Origin of the sequence: Rhodanobacter aciditrophus, assembly GCF_050026795.1 — a bacterium.
GTDB lineage: Bacteria > Pseudomonadota > Gammaproteobacteria > Xanthomonadales > Rhodanobacteraceae > Rhodanobacter_A.
The window spans coordinates 757,979-779,544 of sequence record NZ_JALBWP010000011.1 but is presented as its reverse complement, the minus strand read 5'-3'; the positions used below and the strand labels follow the sequence as shown (position 1 = coordinate 779,544).

Genomic DNA, 21,566 nt, shown 5'->3' with positions numbered 1-21,566 from the left:
TCGGGAGATTGTGATGAAGCGTGCCTCCGCCGGCCTGGTGCCGTCGATCGTGCTCGACGGCAGCGGACCGATCTACCAGCAACTGGCGGAATGGTTCCGCCGCGCCATCGCCGAGGGCCGGCTGCGCCCCGGCCAGCGCGTGCCCTCCACCCGCGCGCTGGCCGGCGAACTGGGCGTGTCGCGCCTGCCGGTGCTGGGCGCCTACGAGCAGTTGCATGCCGAGGGCTACCTGGAGAGCTTCACCGGCGCCGGCACCTGCGTGGCGGCGGCGATCCCGCACGAGCGGGCGGCCGCGCCGCGCCGCCGGCCGCCGCGCGCGCCGACCGCAGTGGCCACGCCGGCTTCGCGCCGGGTCGCCGCGCGGGTGGCGGCGATGGCCGCACCGCCGCAGACCTGGCTGGAGAGCCAGGGCGCGTTCCGCATGGGCGTGCCCGCGCTCGACCACTTCCCGCACGGCGTGTGGTCGCGCCTGCTGAGCCGGCACGGGCGCCACGTCGGCGCCGATGCGCTGGTCTACGGCGACGCGATGGGCTACGCGCCGCTGCGCGAGGCGATCGCCGAATACCTCGCCACGGTGCGCGCGGTACACGCCGACGCCGGGCAGGTGATGGTCACCAGTGGCGCGCAGCACGGCCTGCAGATCTGCGCGCACGCCCTGCTCGACCCCGGCGACCGCGCCTGGGTGGAGGAACCCGGCTACCCCGGCGCGCACCAGGCGCTGGCGGCGGTGGGCGCCGTGCCGGTGCTGGTGCCGGTGGACGGGGACGGGCTCGACGTGGCCGCGGGCATCCGCCGCGCACCGACGGCGCGCCTGGCCTGCGTCACCCCCTCGCACCAGTTTCCGCTCGGCGCCACGCTGAGCGCGGCACGGCGTATCGAGCTGCTGCAGTGGGCGGCGCGCACCGGCGGCTGGATCGTGGAGGACGACTACGACAGCGAATACCGCTACGGCAGCAAGCCGGTCGCCGCGCTGCAGGGGCTGGACGCCGACGCGCGGGTGATCTACGTGGGCACCTTCAGCAAGGTGATGTTCCCCGCGCTGCGGCTGGGCTACCTGGTGGTGCCGAAGGACCTGCTGCCGGCCTTCCGCACCGCCCGCGACGCACTGGACACCTGCTCGCCGATGCTGCCGCAGCGGGTGCTGCACGACTTCATCCGCGAAGGCCACTTCGCGCGGCACATCCGCCGCATGCGCGTGCTGTACGCGGCGCGGCGCGCGGCGCTGCAGGCCGCGATCCAGCGGCACCTGCCCGATGCGCTGCAGGCGGCGGGCGCCGCGGCCGGCATGCAGCTCACCGCGCTGCTGCCGCCGGAGGTGGACGACGTGGCGCTGTCGCGGCGCGCGGCCGAGGCCGGCGTGTCGGTGCGGCCGCTGTCGCCCTGCTATCGCGGCGAGGCGAAGCGCAGCGGCCTGATCCTCGGCTACGGCAGCGTGGACGAGCGCGCCATCGAGGAGGGGGTGCGGCGGTTGCGGCGATGCCTGTAGCAAGCCCGCCGCCCGGCATTCCCACGAGGGGAGGATCCGGTGCCGCGGCGAGGCAGGCGACCGGCGGACGCTGATCGAGACAGGCGGCGCATCGCACGAAACGCACGGGAGACGACTGAATGTTCAGCCATATCATGGTCGGATCGAACGACATCGAACGATCCAAGCGGTTCTACGACGCGGTGCTTGGCGTGCTCGGGGCCGGCGAGCCAATGCGGAAAACGAATCGCACCGGGCAGACCCGCCTGTTCTATCGCCACGACGGCGGCACGTTCTGCGTCACCGAGCCGATCGACGGCGCGTCGGCTACGCCTGCAAACGGCGGCACCATCGGCTTCAAGTGCATTTCGCCGGAGCAGGTGCGGCAGTTTCACGACGCGGCCGTCGCGCACGGCGGAACGTCGATCGAGAATCCGCCGGGCATGCGTGACGGCAACCTGGGTGCCATGTACCTGGCCTACGTACGCGACCCGGACGGCAACAAGCTCTGCGGGGCGCACAGGATCCCGTGAGTCCGCCACGCGGCAGCGCGACCGGTTTTCGGTGAGCGCAGGCGCTCAGGCCACGCCGAACGGCAGGTTGGGCGTGCCGATCACGCGCTCGCCGACGCACTCGCCGCGCGCGAAGGCCAGCGCCGCGGCGATCACCGCGGGCGCGTCCAGCACGCGGCGATGGCCCAGCCCCTGCGTGGTGAGCAGGCGTGCGCCGGGCCAGTAGCGCGCGTAGCGCTCGCCCTCGCTCCATGGCACGTCGGCGTCGTCGAGGTCGTGCACGATCAGCGCGGGCTGCCCCAGCGCCGGCAGGTGGCGATGCACTTCCAGCTGTTCCACGGCAATGCCTGTGCGGCGCAGCAGCCAGTCATAGAAGGCCTGGCGCAGGTGCTCGCCCAGGCGCACGAGGCGGAAATAGCGGCTGGCCGCGTCGGCCATGTCGGCCGCGGGCGCCACCAGCACCAGGCGCTGCGCGTGCCAGTCCTCGTCCTGCGCCAGCGCCAGCGCGGCGCCGCCCAGCGAGTGCCCCACCGCCAGCGCGGCCTCGCCGTAATGGCGACCCACGGCGCGGAGGGTGGCGGTGAATTCGGGCAGCGTGCAGAGCTTGCCGCTGCTGCGGCCATGGCCGGGCTGGTCGAAAGTCACCACGGCATAACCCTGCGCGCGCAGCCCCTCGACCCATGGCAGGTAGCGCAGGCCGAAGCTGGACCAGCCGTGGACCAGCAACGCGTACGGCTGGACGGCTGGGTCGCCCCAGATGTAGGTGGCGATGCGCTCGCCGCCGACCTGCAATTCGCTGCGCCGCATCGCCGTGTCCTCCGGCGCCGCCAGCGCACGGCTGCGGCTGCTGGCGAACGGCGTGGCGAACAGCCGCGCGGCGCGGTCGGCAGTGCGCTTCGGCGCCAGCCGGCCGCCGAGCGCGAAGCCGGCGCGCAGCGCGCCGAGACGGAGGCGCGTGGAAACGGAAGCGGCATGCGGGGACATGAGGGGTTCCTCGTGCGGAAGGTCAGGGTTGCCAGCTGCGCCACAAGCGCTCGAACGCCGCGGTGGTACGGCGCTCGGCCTCGCCATAACCGAACAGGCCGCCGTCGTGGTGCAGGCCGAGCAGCAGCGCATAGATCTCGAAGGCGAGCTGGGCGGCGTCGGTGTCGGCGCGCAGATGGCCCTCGCCCACCGCCTGCGCGATCGCCTTCTGCAACTCGCCGCGCCAGCCGGCCTGCTGCGCCACCACGGCGTCGTGCAGCGCGCCGTCACGGCCGTCGTACTCGCTGGCGGCGGAGAGCAGCACGCAGCCGCTCTGGTGCCGGCGCGCCCACGCGAACCAGTTCGCCACGATGGCGCGCAGGCGCGGCAGGCCGCGCGGCTCCTTCAGCGCGGGCAGCAGCACGTCCTTCATGAAGCGCTGCGCGCCCAGTTCGAGCACGGCCCGCTGCAGCTCCTCGCGCGAGCCGAAGTGCGCGAAGACGCCGCTCTTGGACATGCCCACGCCGGCCGCCAGCGTGCCGATGGACAGGCCCTCCAGCCCGTCGCAGCGGGCCATCGCATAGGCTTGGTCGAGGATGGTGTCGCGCGTGGCGGCGCGCTTGCCGGCGGGGATGGTTGTACTGCTCATGGCGGAAAAATAGCACGACCGTTCGTTTTATTTCCAGTCCCGTGACGCTCTTCGGACGGCGCCATGGCTATGCTCGGGGCACTGTTCTGCCGAAAGGAATCCGCATGCGCCCACGCATCCTGCCTGCCCTGCTCGCCACCACCCTGCTCGCCGCCTGTGCCACGTCACCCACCGGCCGCCCGCAACTGATGATGGTGTCCGATGCGCAGATGAGCCAGATGGGTCTCACCGCCTTCAACACCATGCGCAAGCAGGGCAAGTTCGTGGACGCACCGAAGGAGCGCGCCTACGCCAGCTGCGTGGCGAACGCGCTGATCGCGGTGTTGCCGCCGCCGTGGAACACGCAGTCGTGGGAGGTGCAGATCGTGGGCGACGACAGCGCCAACGCCTTCGCCCTGCCCGGCGGACGCATCGGCGTGAATCGCGGCATGTTCAAGATCGCCAGCGACGAGAACCAGCTCGCCGTGGTGCTGGGCCACGAGCTGTCGCACGTGGTGGCCCGGCACGGCGCCGAGCGCGCGTCGGACAACTATCTCGCGCAGGGCGTGGTGCTGGCCGGCAGCGCCTACGCCGCCAGCCGCGGCACCGATGCCGGCTACGCCGCCGCGGCGCTGGGCGCGGGCGCCGAACTGGGCATCCTGCTGCCGTTCTCGCGTACGCAGGAAAGCGAGGCCGACGAACTGGGCCTGCGCTACATGGCGCGCGCCGGCTTCGACCCGCGTGCCGCCGCCGTGCTGTGGACGAAGATGGAGCAGCAGCACGGCGCGAAGGTGCCGGCCTTCCTGTCCACCCATCCCTCGCCCGCGCATCGTGCGCAGACCCTGGCGGCCGAGGCGCAGCAGCTGATGCCGGCCTACGCGCAGGCGCGGGCGAGCGGCCACGCACCGGATTGCCGGATGTAGCCGAGCCGTCCCTTGCCTGAACGCGGCGCCGGCATGGCGTCAACACGCATTCGCGCAGCGGCGTTCTCCGTCCTGCATGCCGCACCGCGCGGCGATCAAGGAGAGCACGATGAGTCGCAAGTCTTCCGCCCTGATCCTTTCCGCCGCGCTGGCGCTGGCCGGCGCCGGGTTCGTCGCCGCGCCGGCCGCGCAGGCGGCACCGCAGGTGTCGATCGGCGTGGGCGTGGGCATCGGCGTGGCCCCGCCGCCGCCACGTTTCGAGCGGGTGCCGCCAGCACGCGCCGGATTCGTGTGGGCACCCGGGTACTGGGCGTGGAGCCCGCGCCTGCATCGCCACGTGTGGGTGGGCGGCCGCTGGGTGCGCGTGCGTCCGGGCTACCGCTACGTGCCAGCGCGCTGGCGGCAGGGGCCGCGCGGCCACTGGCATTTCAGCGCCGGCTACTGGGCCCGCTGAGCGCGCAACGGGCTGCGGCGGAAACGGCGATGCCGCGCCGCTTTCCGCCGCAGCGGCCGTCTCTGGGCTCGATCAACCTCCTCGGCGCGGCAACGCCGCCCGCACGTTCCACCACACACCACGAGGGAACCCATGTCGTCACGTCTTGCAGGTCTGTTGATCGTCGCCGCCGTCGCCGCGGTGGCGTCGGGCTGTGTCGAGGAGCGCCCGGTCCATCGCCCGCGTCCGGTGCGGCGCGAAGTGATCGTGGAACGCCGGGCTCCGCCGCCGCCCGAAGTGGTGGAGGTGATCGCCCCGCAACCGCCGCCGCCGCGCATCGTGGAAATGGTGCCGCCGCCGCGCCGCGGTTACGTCTGGGTGCACGGCTACTGGCGCTGGGACGGCAGGCGCTACGTCGCGGTGGCCGGCCATTGGCGCGAGGCGCGCCCCGGCTACCACTACGTGCACCCGCACTGGGAGCGGCGCGATGACGGCTGGCACTTCCACGTGGGCGTGTGGGTGAACGACTGAAGATGGTTCTTGCGGTCATCACCGATCGCGAGAGTCACGCGGGCGGCCATCCATGGCCGCACTGTTGAAGCAAACGGCCCGGACACCTCCGGGCCGTTTCGTTTCGCCGCCGCTTTCCGCCGGTCGTCCATCGGCCCGTCGCAGACGCCGAGACGAAAGCTAGGCAGAATTCGCAGATGCCTTCGCCCTCGCCCATCACGGAAGATCTCCAGCCCGGCCTGATGGTCGTGCACGGCAACCAGCTGGAAGACCTGCGCGACCTGCTGGTCGAATGGCTGGCGCGCACGCCGCTGGCGCCGCTGGAAGACGAGCTGATGCTGGTGCAGAGCAACGGCATCGCGCAGTGGCTGAAGCTGGCGCTGGCGCGCCCGCGCGGGGCGGGCGGCATGGGTATCAGCGCGGCGGTGGAGATGCAGTTGCCCGGCCGCTTCCTGTGGCAGGCCTATCGTGCCGTGCTGGGCCGCGAGGCGGTGCCGGCCGATTCGCCGTTCGACAAGTCGCGGCTGACCTGGCGGCTGATGCGCCTGCTGCCCACGCAACTCGACGACGAGGCCTTCGCGCCGCTGCGCCACTTCTTCGGCGGAGACCGGATCGACCCGGTCAAGCTCTTCCAGCTGGCTTGCCAGGTCGCCGACCTGTTCGACCAGTACCAGGTGTACCGCGCCGACTGGCTGGAAGACTGGGAGCACGGCCGCGACGTGCTGCGCGACGATCTGCGCGGACCGGCGGTGTCGCTGCCCGGCAACCAGCGCTGGCAGGCCCGCCTGTGGCGCGCGCTGCTGGACGACGTGGGCAGCGCGCAGCGCGACCGGCACCGCGCCGCCGTGCATCGCGCCTTCATGGAGCGCGTCGCCGCGCTGGACACGCGACCTGCCGCGCTGCCGCGGCGCGTCGTGGTGTTCGGCATCTCCTCGCTGCCGCGGCAGACGCTGGACGCGCTCACCGCGCTGGGCCGCCACTGCCAGGTGCTGTTGCTGGTGACCAACCCCTGCCGGCACTACTGGGCCGACATCATCGAGGATCGCGAGCTGCTCAAGGCTGCGCAGCGTCGCCAGGCCGGCAAACCCGGCCTGCCCGCCGAGCCGCGCTTCGAGGAGCTGCACCTGCATGCGAATCCGCTGCTAGCCGCTTGGGGCAAGCAGGGCCGCGACTACATCCGCCTGCTCGACAGCTTCGACCGCCCCGACGCCTACCGCGCGCGTTTCGCGGCGCTGGGCCGCGACATCGACCTGTTCGTCGATCCCGGCCGCGACAGCCTGCTGCACCAGGTGCAGCAGGCCATCCTCGACCTCGAACCGCTGCCGGCCGATCCCGCGCAGCGTCCGCCGCTGATTCCCGGCGACGACTCGCTGCGTTTCCACGTCGCGCACAACCCGCAGCGCGAGGTGGAGATCCTGCACGACAACCTGCTCGCGCTGTTCGAGCAGGCCGCGCGCGACGGCAGGCCGCTGGCGCCGCGCGACGTGATGGTGATGGTGCCGGACATCCAGGCCTACGCACCGCACATCCAGGCGGTGTTCGGCCGCATTCCGCCCGAAGATCCGCGCTTTCTCCCCAGCAGCATCGCCGACCGCCCCGCACGTGGCGCCGCGCCGCTGCTGGTGGCACTGGAACAGCTGCTGCGCCTGCCCGAGTCGCGCTTCGCCGCGGGCGATATCCTCGACCTGCTCGACGCGCCTGCGCTGCGCCGCCGCTTCGGCCTGGCCGAAACCGCGCTGCCCGTGCTGCGCCGCTGGATCGAGGGCGCCGGCATCCGCTGGGGGCTCGACGGCGCACAGAAGCTGGGCCTCGGCCTGCCGCCCGAGGAACAGAACACCTGGCGCTTCGGCCTGCGCCGCATGCTGCTGGGCTACGCCGTGGGTGACGGCGAATCGCTGGACGGCATCGCGCCCTACGCCGAGGTGGGCGGCCTCGACGCTGCCCTGGTCGGGCCGCTGGCCCTGCTGCTGGATCAGCTCGACCAGTACGGCAAGCTGCTCGCCAGGCCGGCCACGCCCGGCGTCTGGGGCGGGCGCCTGCGCGGCCTGCTCGCCGCCTGCTTCGACCCCGGCCGCGATGACGCCGACGCCGTGCTGCTGCAACGCCTGCACGAGGCACTGGAGACCTGGGAGCGGACCTGCGAGGAAGCCGGCTTTGCCGACGCCGTGCCGCTGGCCGTGGTGCGCGAACACTGGCTGGCCGCCCTGGACGAAAGCCGCCTCTCGCAGCGCTTCCTCGGCGGCGCGGTGAGCTTTGCCACCCTCATGCCGATGCGCGCGATCCCGTTCCGCGTGGTGTGCCTGCTGGGCATGAACGACGGTGCCTACCCGCGCCGCACGAACGCCCCGGATTTCGACCTGATGGCCACGCCCGGCCAGCAACGCCCCGGCGACCGCTCGCGCCGCGAGGACGATCGTTACCTGTTTCTGGAAGCCCTGCTCGCAGCCCGCGACACGCTGTACGTAAGCTGGGTGGGCAGGAGCGCGCGCGACAACAGCGCGCTGCCGCCCTCGGTGCTGGTGGGGCAGCTGTGCGACTACCTCGCCACCGGCTGGGACGCGCCGCTCGCCGCGCTCACCACCGACTACCCGCTGCAAGCCTTCAGCCCCGGCTATTTCGACGCCGCCAGCGACGCACGCCTGTTCACCTATGCCGCCGAATGGCAGCGTGCGCGCCAGGTTGCGCCGGCCAGCGACGCCGCCCCGCTCCCGCCATGGCCACGCGAGGCACCGCTGGGCCTTGCCCTGCTGCAGCGCTTCCTCAAGGCACCCGCCAGGGCATTCTATGCCGAACGCCTCGCCGTGCACTTCGCCGAGGACGACGAGGCCGGCACAGACAGCGAACCCTTCGCGCTCGATCCGCTGACGCACCACCAGATCACCGACGGCTTGCTGCGCTCCGCCATCCACGATGGCCAGGGCGCACTGGCGTCGGCCACGCAGCGCCTGCACGAACAGGGCGCGCTGCCGCCGGGCAGCTTCGGCGAGCTGACGCTGGCGCCGCTGGACGCCGCCGCCGCGCGCGCCGCCACCCGCTGGCGCGCGCTGGATGCCCACTATCCGCTCAGCGGCGAAAGCCGGGCGCTGCGCGCTGCGGCGCACGGCCTCGTCGTCGAGGACACACTGGATGACCTGCGCGAAGGCGACGACGGCCAACGCATCCGCCTCATGGCCACCGCCAGCACGATCAAGAGCGACAAGAAACTCCGCCACGACAAGCTGCTCGCCTACTGGGTCGCGCATCTGCTGGTCAACGCCAACGCGGTGGCCGCCACCACCTGCATCGTGGCACCGGACGCGCTGGTGCAATTGCGCCCGCTCGATGCCACCGAGGCGAAGCATCATCTCGACGAGCTGCTGGCCGCCTTCGCCGAAGGCATGCGCACGCCGCTGCCCATCGCGCGCAAGACCGCCTTCGCCTGGCTGCTGACCGAAGCCGCGAACCAGGGGCTGCCCGCCGAGAAGCAGAAGAACCCCTACACCAACGCGCGCAAGCGCTACGACCACGACGGGGGCGAACACGGCCACGGCGAGGTGGACGAGGAACCCGCCCTCGCCCGTACCTGGCCCGATTTCGCCGCCCTGCACGGCGCCGGCTTCGAGCGCTGGCTGCACCTGTACCGCCCCCTGCTCGACGCCGCGCACGTCATGGACGAAACCGCATGAGCGCTACGCAAGCCCTCGATCCGCTGCGCCTGCCGCTGACCGGGACCCGGCTCATCGAGGCCAGTGCCGGCACCGGCAAGACCTGGACCATCGCCGCGCTGTACCTGCGCCTGGTGCTGGGCCACGGCGGCGCAACGCCGCTCCTGCCCGCGCAGATCCTGGTGATGACCTTTACCAGGGCCGCCACCGCCGAGCTGCGCGAACGCATCCGCATGCGCCTCGCCGAAGCCGCCGAAGCCTTCCGCGACCGGTGCGCAGCCGACGGTTTCCTGCGCGACCTGATTGCCGAATACCCGGACGCCGGGCAGCGCGCCCGCGCCGCGCGCCAGCTGGAACTGGCCGCGCAGTGGATGGACGAGGCCGCGGTGTTCACCATCCACGGCTGGTGCCAGCGCATGCTCACCCAGCACGCCTTTGCCAGCGGCGAGGCAGCCAGCGCGGATGCCGTGGCCGACGACGCCGAACTTCTCGCCGAAGCGGTGCGCGACTACTGGCGCGACCAGGTGTTCACGCTGGATCGCGATGCCGCCGCGCTGTATGCGCAGTCATGGGGCACGCCAGCCGCGCTGCAGGCCGCGCTGAAACCGCTGCTTCGCCACGTCGGGCGCCTGCAAATGGACGGCCAGCCGCTGCCCGCCCTGCGCGCCCCTGGCGACCTGCTGGACGCGCGGGCCAAGGCGCTGCACGCCGCCGCCGAACGTGCCTGCAGCCTGTGGCGCGCGGAACGCGACGCCATCGTCGGCATCCTGTTCGACGCACTGGACAACAGCAGCCTCAGCAAGGTCAGCTACAAGCCCGCCACGCTGGCCAGCGACCACGCCGCCTTCGACGCCTGGGCCGCCAGCGGCGAGGCGCCCGACGCCAAGGCGCTGGAGCGCCACACGCCCACCAAGCTCGCCAGCGCCACCAACAAGAACGGCCGCACACCGCAGCACGTATTCTTCGCCGCCATCGAGGCTTGGCAGGTCACCGCCGCGCAAGCCAAGGCACTGCCCCCGCTGCTGCTCGCCCACGCCGCCCCCTGGGTGGCGCAGCGTGTGGACGAAGCCCGCCGCCAGCTGGCCCTGCTCGGCTACGACGACATGCTGAAACGCCTGGACGCCGCCCTGCGCGGCGCCACCGGCGATACCCTGGCGCGCCTGATCGCCGCGCAATATCCGGTGGCCCTGGTGGACGAGTTCCAGGACACCGACCCGCTGCAATGGCGCATCTTCCACCGCATCTACCACGGCATCGAAGACAAGGCGCTGCTGCTGATCGGCGACCCCAAGCAGGCCATCTACGGCTTCCGCGGCGCGGACATCCACACCTACCTCGCCGCGCGCGACGAGGCCGCCAGGCCGCACTGGACGCTGGGCGTCAACCACCGCTCCACCGACGCACTGGTCACCGCCGTCAATCACGTTTTCGAGTTCGCGGACCTGCACCATGGCAAGGGCGAGCGCATCAGCGGCGCGTTCGGCTTCGGCACGGCGCTGCCCTTCGTCGCGGTGAATGCCAAGGGCCGCAGGGAACGCCTCCAGCTCGACGGCACCGATCTGCCAGCGCTGCAGATGGCCGTCCAGACGTCTGCCACCGCCATCGGCTCGGGCGACTATCGCGAGACGTTCGCCGCCCACGCCGCCGCGCAACTGGTGGACTGGCTGGACGCCGCGCAGGCGGGCCGCTGCGGCTTCGTGGGTGAAGACGGGCGCTTCACTCCGCTCGAGCCCGGCGATATCGCCATCCTGGTGCGCGACAGGAACGATGCCACCGCGATGCGCGCGGCGCTGCATGCGCGCGGGCTCGCCCACGTGTACCTCTCGGACAAGCAATCGGTCTACGAAAGCGCCGAGGCGGTCGAGTTGCAGTGCTGGCTCGCCGCCTGCGCCAACCCCGGCAACGACCGCGCCATGCGCGCCGCACTGGCCACGCCGATGATGGGCCAGGGCCTCGCCGAGCTGGATCGCCTGAACACCGACGAGGCTTACTGGGAAGCCTGCGGCGAGCATTTCCGCCAGTTGCATGCCCTGTGGCAACGCCACGGCGTGCTGGCGATGCTGCACGAGCTTTTGCACCGCTTCGGCGTGCCCGCGCGCCTGCTGGGCCGCACGGGCGGCGAGCGCGCGCTCACCAACCTGCTGCAGTTGGCCGAACTGCTGCAGCAGGCCGCCACCGGGCTGGACGGCGAGCACGCACTGCTCCGCCACCTCGCCGCGCAGATCGCCAACCCCGACAGCGGCGAGGCCGCCGAGGAACAGGTCGTGCGTCTGGAAAGCGAGGCCGCGCTGATCAAGGTGGTGACCATCCACAAATCCAAGGGCCTGGAATACCCGGTGGTGCTGCTGCCCTTCGTCTGCGGCTACAAGGAAACCGGCGACGGGAAGCCGCTGCTCTGGCACGACAAGCAGGGCGCCGCGCACTTCGACCTGCGCCCCGACATCGATGCCTGGCAAGCCGCCGAGGACGAACGCCTGCAGGAGGACCTGCGCCTGCTCTACGTGGCGCTCACCCGCGCCCGCCACCTGTGCTGGCTGGGAGTAGCCTGCCCCAGGGACGGATCGAAGAAGGATTCCGGTCTGCACAAGTCCGCCTTCGGCTACGTGCTTTCCGGTGGCACGCCCATCGAACCCGCCGAACTGATGACGAGACTCGGCGCCCTCGCCAACGGCCAGCCGGCCATCCGGCTCGTCGCGCTGGCCGGAACCGCCGGCACCCGGCACTACCAGCCCCGGGACAGCGCCGGCACGCCGCGCCCCGCGCGCCTGTGCACCTTGCCTGCGCACACGCCGTGGTGGATCGCCAGCTACAGCGCCCTGGCCCGGCACGACGAAGCCGCGGCACACGCCGCGCCGGAAACCGCCGGCCAGGCCACGCTGGCCGAGACCGCTCAGGCCGAGGCCGACGCCGAAACCTCGGCCTCCGCACCCGGCATCCACGGCTTCGACCGCGGCGCCGCACCCGGCACCTTCCTGCACGAACTGCTGGAGCACTGCGCGGAAGAGGGCTTCGCCCGCGCCGCTGCGCCCTCGCCACTGCTGCGCGACACGATCGCCCGCCGCTGCCAGGCGCGCGGCTGGAAGCGCTGGATCGAACCGCTCACCGCGTGGCTGCCCACGCTGCTGCGCACCCCGCTGCCCTTGCCCGGCGGCGGTGCGATGCCGCTGGCCGCGCTCGCCGATCCGCGGCGTTACCGTGCCGAGCTGGAGTTCTGGTTCGAGGCGAACCGCGTCGAGGCGCAGGCGCTGGACCGCCTCGTCACCACGCACACGCTGGACGGCGCGGCGCGCCCCGCGCTGGCGCCGAACTTCGTCAACGGCATGCTCAAGGGCTTCATCGATCTCGTGTTCGAGCACGAGGGCCGCTGGTACGTGGCCGACTACAAGTCGAACTGGCTGGGCCGCGACGCCGGCGCCTACACCGTGGCCGCGATGCGCGACTCGGTGCTGCAGAGCCGCTACGACCTGCAGTACGCGATCTACACGCTGGCGCTGCATCGCCAGCTCCGGGCCCGCCTGCCCGGCTACGACTACGCGCGCCACATGGGCGGCGTGCTCTACCTCTACCTGCGCGGCGTGGACGGCGGTGGCCATGGCGTGCACGTCGAACGCCCGCCGTTCGCGCTGGTCGATGCGCTGGACCGGCTGTTCGCCACGGGAGGCATCGACCATGCCGCTTGAAGCCCTGCTCGACCGCGCTCTGGAACAGCAGCGTCTGCGCCCGCTGGACGTGGCCTTCGCGCGCTTCCTCGCCGGACTCGACGCAAACATGCCGCCCGCCCTGCTGTGGCTCGCCGCCGTGCTCAGCCGGCAGCTGGCCGACGGCCATCTGTGCCTCGACCTCGACCTGCTCCCCGCGTTGGCCGAGGAACAGGACTGGCCCGCAGAGTGGCGTGCACAGGCCGAGGCGTTGCGCACGAACGGCCTGCCCACATCGCACCTGCTCGCCGCGGGCGGCGACGGCATGCCGGCCAACGTGCCACTGGTGCTCGACGGCACGCGGCTCTACCTGCGCCGTTACTGGAACCATGAGCGCGCCGTGGCGCAGGGCATCCTCGAACGCGTGGCGCGCGGCGCAGCGCCAGCGGCGCACTTCGCCGACGAACTCGCCCGGCTGTTCCCGGGCGCCGTCGCGCCCGACTGGCAGCGCATAGCCTGCGCGCTCGCCGCGCGCGGCGCCTTCGGCGTGGTCACTGGCGGTCCCGGCACCGGCAAGACCACCACCGTGGTACGCCTGCTCGGCCTGCTGCAGACGCTGCAACTGCGCGAACACGCAGAGCCGCTGCGCATCCGCCTCGCCGCCCCCACCGGCAAGGCGGCGGCGCGGCTCAACGCCTCGATCTCCGCACAGTTCGCCCAGCTCGACGTGGACGCCGCCGTGCGTGCGGCGATCCCCGCCGAAGTGCTCACCCTGCATCGCCTGCTGGGTGCGCGGCCGGACACGCGCCGCTTCCGCCACGATCGTCGCAACCCGCTGCACCTGGACGTGCTGGTGGTCGACGAAGCCTCGATGATCGACCTCGAAATGATGGCGGCGGTGCTCGACGCGCTGCCGGAATCGGCGCGGCTGATCCTGCTGGGCGACAAGGACCAGCTCTCCTCCGTGGAGGCGGGCGCGGTGCTGGGCGACCTGTGCCGCCGTGCCGAGGCCGGCCACTACGATGCCGCCACCGCGCAGTGGCTCCGGGCCACCACCGGCGACGACGTCGCTGCCTTCGTGCAGGCCGACGCGCAGGCGCTGGACCAGCGCATCGCGATGCTGCGCACGAGTCACCGCTTCGGCACGGCCAGCGGCATCGGCCAGCTGGCTCGCGCCGTGAACGCGGGCGACGCAACCGCCACGCTGGCGCTGCTGCAGGCGCCCGCAGGCGATCTCGCCTGGCTACCGTCAGCCGACGCGGATGCGCTGGCCGAGCTGGCGATCGAAGGCGCGGCGGCAGCGCATGACGGCGATGCTCCCGGCGGCCTGCGCCACTACCTCGACTGGCTGCGCAGCCATCGTCCCGCCGCCGGCGCCGCCGAAGCGGCGCACGCGGACTGGGCCCACGGCGCGCTGCAGGCGTTCAACCGCTTCCAGCTGCTGTGCGCGCTGCGCCGGGGCCCCTATGGCGTGGAAGGCCTGAACCGGCAACTCGCCGCCGCGCTGCACGCGCGTGGGCTGATCGAGGACGAACACGGCTGGTACGAAGGCCGGCCGGTGCTGCTCACCCGCAACGACTACGGCCTCGGCCTGATGAACGGCGACATCGGCCTGTGCCTGCGCCTGCCCGCTGCCGACGGCACGCGGCTGGCGGTGGCCTTCCTCGCCGCGGCCACCGACCACGACGGCGGCACGCGGCTGCGTTTCGTCGCGCCGTCGCGGCTCGTCGACGCCGAGACCGCCTTTGCGCTCACCGTGCACAAGTCGCAGGGCTCGGAGTTCGAGCATGCCGCCCTGCTGCTGCCGCCCGAGCCGAACGGCGTACTGACGCGCGAGCTGCTCTACACTGCCATCACCCGCGCGCGCCGCCGGTTCAGCCTCGTCGGCAGCGCCGCCATCATCGAACAGACCATCGCCCGCCGCACGCAGCGCCACTCCGGCCTGGCCGCTCGGCTTGCACCCCACCCGGCCGCCCCGTAAAATCCCCGGCTCGCCATCGCCGGAATAGCTCAGTTGGTAGAGCGGCGCATTCGTAATGCGTAGGTCGCAGGTTCGACTCCTGTTTCCGGCACCATCAAGCCGTCCAACGGCATCCAGAAAGGTCGGCAAGCCCAGCAGAATCGGGGCTCCGGCCTTTTTTCTTGGCCTTCGCCAGGCCCGGCGACGAAAAGCGATCTGGCGAATGCCGGCCGAAGCGCTCGGCGGGCTGCGCCGGAGGCCGATCCGGCCTGCGCGCCGCGAGACTGCGCGGCCACGCTACGGGACCAGCATCCAGCCGGTGGCCTGACGACGGTCACGACCATCGGCGCGATGCGGTCAGCGCCGGCGGATGTTGCGCAGGTGGCGCCAGACGTACCAGCCGGCGAACAGCAGCACGGCGACGCCGATCGCGGTGTCGAAGCGGTGGAAGTACACGCCCAGCGTGTCCCAGTTCTCGCCCAGCCGCAGGCCGATCCAGGCCAGGGCCCAGCACCAGATCAGCGAGCCGAGGAAGGTGTAGAGGCTGAATCGCCACAGCGGCATCCGCGCGACCCCGGCCGGAAAGGCGATGAAGGTGCGGATGACCGGCAGCAGGCGGCCGACGAAGATGGTGAGCTCGCCATGGCGGCTGAACCAGCGGTCGGCCAGGTCGAGGTCATGGTGGGAGATCAGCACGTACTTGCCGTAGCGCTCGATCAGCGGCCGCCCGCCCCACGCCCCCACGGCGTAGGCCACCCAGGAACCGAGCACGCAGCCGACCGCGCCGGCCACCGCCACCAGCCACAGCGTCAGCGTGCCCTTGTAAACGAGGTAGCCGGAGAACGGCATGATGACTTCCGAGGGCAACGGGATGCAGGCGCTCTCGATGCCCATCAGCAGCACAATGCCCGCGTACTGCAGCCGCGAAATCACCGCGATCACGAAGCCTGCGATCAGGCCGATCAATTTTGCGAGCATGAAATCCGGAATCCGACAAGGCAGGCTGACGATGGTAATGCGTGCTTGCGCCCAGCGGACCGCGCGACGATCCGCTGGTTGCGCGGTCACCCGGCTGCCGGGCGGCCGCGCCCAGGCGCACCGGCTCAGCTTGCCGGCGGAGTACCGCCCGACAGGCGCAGTTCCTTCGGCAGCGCGAAGGTGATCGTCTCGGGTTCGCCGTCCAGTTCGCGCACGGCACCCGCGCCCCACGACTGCAGCCGGGCGATCACGTCGCGCACCAGCTTCTCCGGCGCGGAAGCGCCCGCGGTGAGGCCGATGCGCTGCACGCCGTCCAGCCATGCGCGCTCGATGTGCTCGGCGCCGTCGATCAGGTAGGCGCGCACGCCCTGCTTCTCGGCCAGTTCGCGCAGGCGGTTGGAGTTCGAGCTGTTGACCGAGCCCACCACCAGCACCAGGTCCACCGCGTCGGCGAGCCGGCGCACGGCATCCTGGCGGTTCTGGGTGGCGTAGCAGATGTCGTCCTTGCGCGGCCCCTCGATGTCGGGGAACTTCGCGCGCAGTGCCTCGATGATCGCCCTGGTGTCGTCCACCGACAGCGTGGTCTGGGTGACGTAGGACAGCAGGTGCGGGAATTTCGGCGCCAGCGCCGCCACGTCCTCCACCGATTCCACCAGCAGGATCTCGCCGCTGTTGGCGGGATTCCACTGGCCCATCGTGCCCTCCACCTCCGGATGGCCGGCATGGCCGATCAGCACCACGCTGCGGCCGATGCGGCCCAGCCGCGCCACCTCCATGTGCACCTTGGTGACCAGCGGACAGGTGGCGTCGAACACCTTGAGGCCACGCTGGTCGGCCTCCTCGCGCACCGCCTTGGCGACGCCGTGGGCGCTGAAGATCACCGTGGCGCCGTCGGGTACCTCGTGCAGTTCTTCCACGAACACCGCGCCGTCGTGGCGCAGCTTGTCCACCACGTAGCGGTTGTGCACCACCTCGTGCCGCACGTAGATCGGCGCGCCGTAGGACTCCAGAGCCCGTTCGACGATGGCGATGGCGCGGTCGACGCCGGCGCAGAAACCGCGGGGATTGGCGAGCAGGATGTCCATGAGTGCACCGACGAAGGGGAGCGGCGCAGGAGCGCAGCCTGTGCGCGACAAGGCGTTTCGCCAGATCATTCGCGCACAGGGTGCGCTCCTGCGGGCAGGCGACGATTATCGCACGCCGCCCTGCCCCTTGCCCCCGAACAGCCCGAACGCCACCAGCAGCACCGCACCGACCGTGATGCCGCAGTCGGCGAGGTTGAACACCGGGTAGTGCCAGTCGCGGTGGTACACGTCGATGAAGTCGGTGACCTGGGCCGCATGCAGGCGATCGATCAGGTTGCCGATCGCGCCGCCGATGACCAGCGCGAGCGGCAACGCGGTGCGCCAGTCGCGCCGCGCGGTGCGCAAAAGCCAGACCACCAGCACGGCGCTGATGACCAGCGCCAGCACCACGAAGAACCAGCGCTGCCAGCCGTTGCCCCAGGCGAGGAAGCTGAAGGCGGCGCCGGGGTTGTAGGCCAGCGTCCAGTTGAGCAGGCCCGGGATCACCGGGTGCGGCATGCCGGCCGGCTGCAGCGCAGCCAATGCCCACCACTTGCTGAGCTGGTCGAGGACGATGACGGCGGCGGAGAGCAGCAGCCAGGGGAGTGCGTTGGGTTTGGTGGTCATGGCGGACACAGTCTGGTGGGTTTTACCCCCTCTCCCCTTCGGGGAGAGGGCTGGGGTGAGGGGCCAATCTTGCCGTGGGGCCGGACCGTAGCGCAGATCAGGAGAAGCTTCCGCAAGCACCCGCCCCTCACCTCGATCCTCTTCCTCGCCCCTCAAGGCAGGGCCATCCATGGCCCCTTCCCGCGTCCCAGAGGGGAGAGGAGGAAAGCAAAGCGTCAGAACCAGCGCCGCGTCTCGCCCGGCCCGTCCACGTTGCTCACGCAGCGCCCGCAGAGTTCCGGGTGATCGGCGTGATGACCCACGTCGTCGCGGCGGTGCCAGCAGCGCACGCACTTGGCGGCGTCGCTGACCGTGGCCGAGACCCACACGTCGGCGCCCTCCAGTTCGGTGAGTACGGCGTCGTCCGGCTGGCCACCGGCCTTGTCCAGGCGCACGTCGGAGGTGATGAAGAAGAAGCGCAGCTCCTCCGACGCCTTCGCGTAGCGAGCCACGGTGGCTTCGTCGGCGTGGATCGCCAGCTTCGCCTCCAGCGCCGCGCCGATCTTCTCGGCCTTGCGCATGCCTTCGAGCACGCGCGCGGCGGTATCGCGGATCGCCAGCAGGTCGCTCCACCAGCGCCGCTGCCCGGGCGACGCCTGCGTGGCGACCAGGCCGCCGTACCAGGTCTCGAACAGCACGCTCTCGCCGCGCTGGCCCGGCAGCGCCTGCCAGATCTCCTCGGCGGTGAACGCCAGGATCGGCGCCAGCCAGCGCACCAGCGCCTCGGCGATGCGGTACATCGCGCTCTGCGCGCTGCGCCGGCCGTGGCTGTCGGTGGGCATGGTGTAGAGGCGGTCCTTGGTGATGTCCAGGTACAGCGCGCCCATCTCGTTGGTGCAGAAGTTCTGCACGCGCGCCACCACCTCGGGGAAGTCGTAGCGCTCGTAGGCGGCCACCACCGCCTGCTGCACGTCGTAGGCCTGCTGCACCGCCCACTGGTCGAGCAGCAGGCTGTCTTCCACCTTCACCAGGTGCTTGGCCGGATCGAAGCCGTCGAGGTTGCCGAGCAGGAAGCGCGCGGTGTTGCGCAGGCGGCGGTAGCCATCCGACACGCGCTTGAGGATCTCGTCGGAGACGCTCATCTCGTTGCGGTAGTCGGCCGAGGCCACCCACAGGCGCAGCACGTCGGCGCCCAGCGTGTCCATCACCTTCTGCGGCGCCACCACGTTGCCCAGCGACTTGGACATCTTGCGGCCGGAGGCATCCACGGTGAAGCCGTGGGTGAGCACGTCGTCGTAGGGCGCACGGCCGTGGATCGCCGCCGAGGTGAGCAGCGAGGACTGGAACCAGCCGCGGTGCTGGTCCGAGCCTTCGAGGTACATCACCTTGTATTCGCGTGCGTCACCCTGCTGCAGCTCGGGACGCTGGCCGATCACGCCGAAGTGGGTGACGCCGGAGTCGAACCACACGTCCAGCACGTCGGTGACCTTGTCGTAATCCTTCGCCTGGTCGCCCAGCAGCTCGGCGGGATCGAGGTCGTACCAGGCGTCGATGCCGCCCTGCTCCATGCGCTTCGCCACCTGCTCCATCAGCGCCACGGAATCCGGATGCGACTCCTGCGTCGCCTTGTGCACGAACAGCGCGATCGGCACGCCCCAGGTGCGCTGGCGGCTGATGCACCAGTCCGGACGCCCGGCCACCATGCCGGCGATGCGCTCCTCGCCCCAGCCCGGCACCCAGCGCACGTCCTTGATCGAGGCCAGCGCGGTGGCGCGCAGGCCGGCCTGCTCCATGCCGATGAACCACTGCGGCGTGGCGCGGAAGATCACCGGCGTCTTGTGGCGCCAGCAGTTCGGGTAGCTGTGCTCGATCTTCGCGTGCGCCAGCAGCACGCCACGCCCGCGCAACAGCTCGACGATGGCGTCGTTGGCCTTCCACACGTGCATGCCGGCGAGGTCGAGCCCGCCCGCCTTCGGCGTGTCGTCGCGGTAGGTGCCGCGCGCGCCGATGTAGTTGAGCAGGCCGATGCCGTTCTCGCGGCCGACCACGAAGTCTTCCACGCCGTGGTCGGGCGAGGTGTGCACCGCGCCGGTACCGTCCTCGGCGCTGACGTGCTCGCCGAGGATCACCGGCACCACGCGCGCGTAGAACGGATGGTGCAGCTGCACGCCATCGAGCGCCGCACCGGCGGCATGGCCCAGCACCCTCGGCGATTCCACGCCGTAACGCGCCAGTGCCTTTTCCACCAGCGCGGCGGCGATCACCAGCAGCAGGCGCCTGCCGTCGCGCGCCGGCCCTTCGACCAGGGCGTATTCCAGTTCCGCGCCCAGCGACACCGCCTGGCTTTCCGGCAGCGTCCACGGCGTGGTGGTCCAGATCGGCACGGCGACCACGGCGTCGCCTGCGTCCACGCCGAACATCTCCGCCAGCACTGCGGCATCGACCGCGTCGTAGGCCACGTCCACCGCGGGCGAGACCTTGTCGCCGTATTCGATCTCCGCCTCGGCCAGCGCCGAGGCGCAGTCGAAGCACCAGTACACCGGCTTGGCGCCGCGCACCACGTGGCCGTTGGCGACGATGCGCGACAGCGCGCGCACCATGTCGGCCTCGTACTTGAAGTCCATCGTGCGGTAGGGATTTTCCCAGTCGCCCAGCACGCCCAGGCGCTTGAAGCCGGCGCGCTGGGTGTCGATCTGCTCGGCGGCGTACTCGCGGCACTTCTGGCGGAACGCGCGCGCGTCGAGCTTCTCGCCCGGCTTGCCGTGCTGCTTCTCCACCGCGATCTCGATCGGCAGGCCGTGGCAGTCCCAGCCCGGCACGTAGGGCGCGCGATGGCCGGCCAGCAGCTTCGAGCGCACCACCATGTCCTTGAGGATCTTGTTGACGGCGTGGCCGATGTGGATCGCGCCGTTCGCGTACGGCGGGCCGTCGTGCAGCACGAAGGCCTTGTCGCGGCCGGCGGTCTTCGCCTGGATCTGCGCGTAGCGGCCCGCCTGCTCCCATTCGGCCAGCCAGCCCGGCTCGCGCCTGGGCAAGTCGCCGCGCATCGGGAAATCCGTCTGCGGCAGGTTGATGGTGCTCTTGTAATCGGTGCTCATCGCTTCGGGTGCCTCTTGGGTCTCGCCCCGAAGCCGCCCGGCCCGGAGCGCGGTTGTGCCGCCCGCCGCGCGCGGCGGCAGGCGCTCGCGCTGCGGGCGGATGCCTTCAAATAATAATGATCGCCGCGACGGCGCTGCTGCGCCCGCGGCGGATGTACTGCGGATTGGGCGTGTCGCAAGCGTTCATGCGCGGGCCAGTACCGGATTCATGCCCAGGATCTCCCGGGCCGAGCGCGCATCATGATCCATCTGCGCCTTGAGTGCATCCAGATCGTGGAATTTCTGCTCGTCGCGCAGCTTGGCGACGAACTCCACCGCCATGCGCCGGCCGTAGAGGTCGCCCTCGAAATCGAACAGGTGCACCTCCAGCAACGGCTGGCTGACCTGGTTCACCGTGGGCCGCACGCCCAGGCTGGCCACGCCCGGCCAGCTGCATTCGCTCTCGCCCAGGCCCACGCGCACCGCGAAGATGCCGTGCACCGGGCTGACCCGCTCGCGCAAAGGGATGTTCGCGGTGGGGAAGCCCAGCGTGCGGCCGAGCCGGTTGCCGTATTGCACCTTGCCCTCGATCAGGAACGGGCGGCCGAGCAGCGCGGTGGCGCCAGCGAATTCACCGGCCGCCAGCAGCATGCGGACACGGCTGGCCGAGACGCGGGCACCATCCAGAAGGATCGACGGCATCACGCAGCCCGCGAAACCGGCCTTGGCGCCCAGCTCGCGCAGCAAGGCCACGTCGCCAACGCGCTTGTGCCCGAAGCGAAAGTCCGCACCTACCCATACTTCCTTTGCAGCCAGGCGCTCGACCAGGACGCGCTGCACGAAGTCCTGGGCGGACATCGCCGCCAGCTCGGCGTTGAAGCGCAGCATGTGCACCTGCTCGAAACCCGCCGCCGCGAAGCCGAGCAGCTTTTCACGCACGCTGGAAAGGCGGGGCAGCGGCTCGGGGGAGAAATAGGTCCGCGGCAGCGGCTCGAACGTCACCACCGCCGGTGCGCAGCCCAGGGATCGGGCACGGCGCTGCACTTGCGCGAACAAGGCCTGGTGGCCCCGATGCAGGCCATCGAACGCGCCGATGGCCACCACGCTGCCGTTGGGGGCAAGGCACGGGCCTGCGATATCGCGGGAAAGTCTCGTCATCGCGCCA

15 protein-coding genes and 1 tRNA gene are annotated in these 21,566 nt (G+C 71.3%); 9 read left to right on the top strand and 7 right to left on the bottom strand.

Annotated features, from left to right (window positions below; all coding sequences use genetic code 11):
• Positions 1 to 13: 13 nt before the first annotated feature.
• Both pdxR and ACQGNW_RS12375 read left to right on the top strand, forming a co-directional pair.
• On the top strand, positions 14 to 1,486 hold the full coding sequence (pdxR, locus tag ACQGNW_RS12380) for a MocR-like pyridoxine biosynthesis transcription factor PdxR (RefSeq protein ID WP_426663492.1): 1,473 nt from the start codon (positions 14 to 16) through the stop codon (positions 1,484 to 1,486).
• Positions 1,487 to 1,605: 119 nt separating this feature from the next.
• Positions 1,606 to 1,998, top strand: a complete 393-nt coding sequence (locus ACQGNW_RS12375) for a VOC family protein (RefSeq protein ID WP_426663491.1) — start codon at positions 1,606 to 1,608, stop codon at positions 1,996 to 1,998.
• Between the two features lie 45 nt (positions 1,999 to 2,043).
• Here the strand turns inward: ACQGNW_RS12375 and ACQGNW_RS12370 are convergent, their stop codons facing one another.
• Both ACQGNW_RS12370 and ACQGNW_RS12365 read right to left on the bottom strand, forming a co-directional pair.
• A complete protein-coding gene (locus ACQGNW_RS12370) occupies positions 2,044 to 2,961 on the bottom strand; it encodes an alpha/beta fold hydrolase (RefSeq protein WP_426663490.1) in 918 nt (305 codons plus the stop codon).
• A 22-nt stretch (positions 2,962 to 2,983) separates the two neighbouring features.
• Positions 2,984 to 3,589, bottom strand: coding sequence for a TetR/AcrR family transcriptional regulator (locus ACQGNW_RS12365; protein ID WP_426663489.1), 606 nt, complete (start codon positions 3,587 to 3,589; stop codon positions 2,984 to 2,986).
• Positions 3,590 to 3,693: 104 nt separating this feature from the next.
• Between ACQGNW_RS12365 and ACQGNW_RS12360 the strand changes: the two genes are divergently transcribed.
• The 7 genes from ACQGNW_RS12360 (at position 3,694) to ACQGNW_RS12330 (ending at position 14,791) form a co-directional block, all read left to right on the top strand.
• Entirely contained in the window at positions 3,694 to 4,491 is a 798-nt protein-coding gene (locus ACQGNW_RS12360) for a M48 family metallopeptidase (protein ID WP_426663488.1), read from the top strand.
• A 109-nt stretch (positions 4,492 to 4,600) separates the two neighbouring features.
• Positions 4,601 to 4,945, top strand: coding sequence for a YXWGXW repeat-containing protein (locus tag ACQGNW_RS12355; protein ID WP_426663487.1), 345 nt, complete (start codon positions 4,601 to 4,603; stop codon positions 4,943 to 4,945).
• 132 nt (positions 4,946 to 5,077) lie between these two features.
• The gene (locus ACQGNW_RS12350; protein ID WP_426663486.1) at positions 5,078 to 5,455 is read left to right on the top strand and encodes a YXWGXW repeat-containing protein; all 378 of its coding nucleotides are present in this window, start codon (positions 5,078 to 5,080) and stop codon (positions 5,453 to 5,455) included.
• Between the two features lie 176 nt (positions 5,456 to 5,631).
• The gene (recC, locus tag ACQGNW_RS12345; RefSeq protein WP_426663485.1) at positions 5,632 to 9,099 is read left to right on the top strand and encodes an exodeoxyribonuclease V subunit gamma; all 3,468 of its coding nucleotides are present in this window, start codon (positions 5,632 to 5,634) and stop codon (positions 9,097 to 9,099) included.
• On the top strand, positions 9,096 to 12,758 hold the full coding sequence (recB, locus tag ACQGNW_RS12340; protein ID WP_426663484.1) for an exodeoxyribonuclease V subunit beta: 3,663 nt from the start codon (positions 9,096 to 9,098) through the stop codon (positions 12,756 to 12,758). The genes recC and recB overlap by 4 nt, the downstream gene beginning before the upstream one ends.
• Complete coding sequence (recD, locus tag ACQGNW_RS12335) at positions 12,748 to 14,697, top strand: exodeoxyribonuclease V subunit alpha (RefSeq protein WP_426663483.1); 1,950 nt, start codon at positions 12,748 to 12,750, stop codon at positions 14,695 to 14,697. The genes recB and recD overlap by 11 nt, the downstream gene beginning before the upstream one ends.
• A gap of 18 nt (positions 14,698 to 14,715) precedes the next feature.
• Positions 14,716 to 14,791, top strand: a tRNA-Thr gene (locus tag ACQGNW_RS12330).
• A 242-nt stretch (positions 14,792 to 15,033) separates the two neighbouring features.
• Here the strand turns inward: ACQGNW_RS12330 and ACQGNW_RS12325 are convergent.
• From ACQGNW_RS12325 to ACQGNW_RS12305, 5 genes are all read right to left on the bottom strand, one after another.
• Entirely contained in the window at positions 15,034 to 15,654 is a 621-nt protein-coding gene (locus ACQGNW_RS12325; RefSeq protein WP_426663482.1) for a DedA family protein, read from the bottom strand.
• A 125-nt stretch (positions 15,655 to 15,779) separates the two neighbouring features.
• The gene (gene ispH, locus ACQGNW_RS12320) at positions 15,780 to 16,739 is read right to left on the bottom strand and encodes a 4-hydroxy-3-methylbut-2-enyl diphosphate reductase (protein ID WP_426663481.1); all 960 of its coding nucleotides are present in this window, start codon (positions 16,737 to 16,739) and stop codon (positions 15,780 to 15,782) included.
• Between the two features lie 105 nt (positions 16,740 to 16,844).
• Entirely contained in the window at positions 16,845 to 17,345 is a 501-nt protein-coding gene (gene lspA / locus ACQGNW_RS12315; RefSeq protein WP_426663480.1) for a signal peptidase II, read from the bottom strand.
• A 215-nt stretch (positions 17,346 to 17,560) separates the two neighbouring features.
• Positions 17,561 to 20,422, bottom strand: coding sequence for an isoleucine--tRNA ligase (gene ileS / locus ACQGNW_RS12310; protein ID WP_426663479.1), 2,862 nt, complete (start codon positions 20,420 to 20,422; stop codon positions 17,561 to 17,563).
• A 183-nt stretch (positions 20,423 to 20,605) separates the two neighbouring features.
• Entirely contained in the window at positions 20,606 to 21,559 is a 954-nt protein-coding gene (locus ACQGNW_RS12305) for a bifunctional riboflavin kinase/FAD synthetase (protein WP_426663478.1), read from the bottom strand.
• Between the last annotated feature and the right edge of the window lie 7 nt (positions 21,560 to 21,566).